Source organism: Seleniivibrio woodruffii (assembly GCF_029267515.1).
Taxonomy (GTDB): Bacteria; Chrysiogenota; Deferribacteres; order Deferribacterales; family Geovibrionaceae; genus Seleniivibrio; species Seleniivibrio woodruffii_A.
Genome location: NZ_JAJUIS010000033.1, coordinates 1 through 3159, shown reverse-complemented (window position 1 = coordinate 3159; position 3159 = coordinate 1). Strand labels below are relative to the sequence as shown.

At 52.2% G+C, this 3159-nt stretch carries 2 protein-coding genes and 1 pseudogene; all 3 read right to left on the bottom strand.

From position 1 onward, the window contains the following. On the bottom strand, positions 1-79 hold a 79-nt coding region (locus Q7P67_RS13395), incomplete at its 3' end, for a 4Fe-4S binding protein (protein ID WP_303852736.1). Positions 80-108: 29 nt separating this feature from the next. Next, positions 109-2940, bottom strand: a complete 2832-nt coding sequence (locus tag Q7P67_RS13390) for a molybdopterin-dependent oxidoreductase (RefSeq protein ID WP_303852737.1) — start codon at positions 2938-2940, stop codon at positions 109-111. A gap of 11 nt (positions 2941-2951) precedes the next feature. Then, positions 2952-3159 (bottom strand): annotated as a pseudogene (locus Q7P67_RS13385) (hypothetical protein); the annotation flags it as partial.

Below are 3159 nucleotides of genomic sequence, written 5' to 3'. Positions count from 1 at the left end.
TAACGTCGTTCCAGTCCTTACAGGCAACCACACAGGCGTGGCAGCCCATACATCTATTCTGGTCAAAGTAAAATGCCATCTGTTTTGCAGACATCTGATTCCTCCCTGTTACGCCTTAGTGATCTTCACGCGGCAGTCGTTTGCCAGCGTCATACCCTGACATATCCTTGAGGGGCGCGCGTGAGTGAGTGAGTTTGCACATCCGCCTACGTCTATGCTGCCCTCTTTGCTGTGCCATGAGCCCTGTCCGATGTAGAGAACATTTTCGGGAACCCGCTGAGTAACGACAACGGAAGCGTATATTTTGCCTCTGTCGTTCTCAATGAGCACTCTGTCGCCGGAGGAAAGACCAAGGTTTGCCGCGTCAACGGGGCTTACCCATACAGGTTCGTAAACACCGTCCTCCCATGTTTTAACAGCTTTGCCGTCGGCAGGTTTTCTGGTTTCCGGAAGGAACGCCGGATTACCGTTGATATCCTGTTTATAGTTTTCGTTCAGGTACGCGACACTGTTCAGCGTTGAGTGTGAACGATACATCATGTGCCATGTGTGCAGAGTGTATTTATAGCCTGCCGCCTCTCTGCCGAGCAGGTCGGGGTGGCTGCCGTCCGCATGTCTTCCCTCAACAGCGGGGATATACATGGGGATGGGGTATACGAATCTCATGGAAGTTGAACCGGCGGGACGTTTTGCGTCCATAATAACGCCAGCGTTCTCAAGAGTTCCGTAGCTGTCAAGGTTGTTGTAATGGCGTGCCTGATAGTCCTCCATCATCCACTGTGAATATGCCTCGAACTTACCTGAGGGTGTGTTCAGAGGGCTGCCTGCGGGGTCGTCCCTGAAAGCCTTATACTTAATGGTGATAGGCAGAGTAGGTTTCCATATGCCGTTCTTTTTGAACTCTTCATAGCTTATGTTGTATGTACCCGCGGTAACTCCGGCTGCCCAGCCTGCGGCGAGTCTGTCTTCCATCGTCTTGCCGTCGGTGTACTGCGCGCCTATGCCGAGTACGCTGGCGATACCTGCACAGATGTCATATTCAGACTTGACCTCACCGGGTATTTCAAGCACACCGGGGACGCTGAGAACCTCTTCGCTGAACCAGCCTGTGGATGCGCCTGGTTTCTCCATCTGCATTGTGCCGGGAAGAACGTAGTCGCACATCATAGCCGAAGCCGTCATGAAGTGTTCGCATGTTACAAGAAGCTCAGCCTTTGTTCTGTCCGCAAGAACGGATTTTGAAAGGTTAACGTCGCCGGACTGGTTCGCAAGAACGTTGCCAGCGAAGTTGAATATACATTTGATACCGACGGGGAGAGCTTTTATCTGACCGTCGTTCCATCTTGACTGACCTGTACCGCCGTTTTCAAGTGCGTCAAGCCATGTGAAAACAGGAATGGTGTTCTTTGTGTCGTTCGCATAAAAAGCTGTGGTGGTCATCTCTGTCGCATCGTAAAGGATTGATGTCAGAGTGGAGGAAACGGGGTTTGTGACTCCCATTCCGTTTGCAGGACCGGATACCCAGCTCCAAGGCTGCATACCATAGCTGCATCCTGCGGCGCCGAAGTTCTTCGTAACAACGGAAAGAACTCTGAGCAGCCATACCGCCTGCTCTGATTCAGAGTGACGCTGGAAGCCGGAGCCGTTCCAGATGGAGCAGTTTTTATCAAGCAGAGTGTTCGCCATTTCGCGAATCTTCGCAGCGGGAACGCCAGTGATAGCGGATGCCCACTCAGGTGTTTTAGGTGTCTGACCATAGATAGGTGCACGTTTTCCGGCAAGGGGATCGATGAGTGTGCCGGAGGTGTTGACGTTGTAGCCTATGGTATCGGGATATATCGATGCGGCACCATTCTCAGCGTGGGCAACGTTACCCATTACAAATGCTGAAAGAGACGCACCGTTGGGAACGACATAGGTTCCGGCTGCAACTGACGCATGATAGGAGGTCGCAGTTGGGTCGTCGAAGAAACCGTGAAGGTGAGCCTTTATGAAAGGGACGTCAAGGCTTGACATTCTGGTTGTCAGAAGGTGATGAAGCATACCCAGGATGAGAGCTGCATCCGTTGTGGGTGCGATGGTTACAAGCTCATCTGCAATTGTGGCAGCCGTTTTGGACACTCTGGTGTCAATTGCTGTCATTGGTATGCCTTTGTCGCGCGCCTGTGTCAGATACCATCCTGACTGCGTGCCCCATATAGCCTCAAGACCGTTGTATGACCAGAGAAAAACGTGTTCAGTGTTTACAACGTCGCCCCTGCTGTTGCCTTCGGGGACGTATCCCGCACCTTCTGTAAAGGTTGCAACGTGATCGAGTGCAGGCCATGAATAGTCGTCTCTGTAGGGCAGTGAACCGCCGAGCATGTTGAAAAGTCTGTTTACGGAAGCGCCCGACCAGCCGGTTGAGTCCGCAGAGGCATATATGCAGTGCAGAGACCTTGCGCCGTATGTGTCAATTACGCTTTTCAGCTTTGTACCTATTTCATTGAAAGCCTGTTCCCACGAAATCCTCACGAAACCGTTGACGTCGCCCCTGTTTCCTGTCTGTTTCAGAGGGTAAAGCAGACGGTCGTTGCGGTAGAACCACTGTTTTCTGGAGCGGCATCTTACGCAGGAACGTCTCTGGGGGTCGTTGGAAGTTGTGCCGAGAGCGTTGTTTTCGGTACCTTCATCAGTCACGATTCTTTTAACAACGCCGTCTTTTACATAATATTTGCTGGCGCAGCGTCCGCCGCAGTTGTGGGGTGTTGAACCATTAATGATTGTGGCGTCTATTATTTTAGGCACCTCGACGGTCTCGTCCTCTTCCATATAGGTCTTGCCGCCGCCTCCGCCGCCGCAACCGTAAAGTGCCGCAGTGGCTCCTGCCACGCTCGCTCCTTTAAGGAAGGTACGGCGGGTCACGTTCGCTTTATCTAAAAGTTTATCTTTGATACTCATTTTTCTGCTCCCTATTTGCTGTACTGGTTAGGTGCATGTGCCGTTTTGTGGCAGGTAAAACAGGTGGTCTCCTGTATTGGGTAATGACAGCCTGTCGTACAGTGTCTGTTAAGAGGCTCACGCCAGCCGGGTCTGTGGCTCGCAGGCGGTGTGCTCTTGTGACACTCTATGCAGGAATCCTCTTTGTGGCACGCTGCACACTTGTTCCTGTCCCATCTC

Excerpts from the sequence above, each read along its gene's own strand:
- Q7P67_RS13390 (WP_303852737.1), bottom strand. The coding sequence starts at position 2,940 with ATGAGTATCAAAGATAAACTTTTAGATAAAGCGAACGTGACCCGCCGT.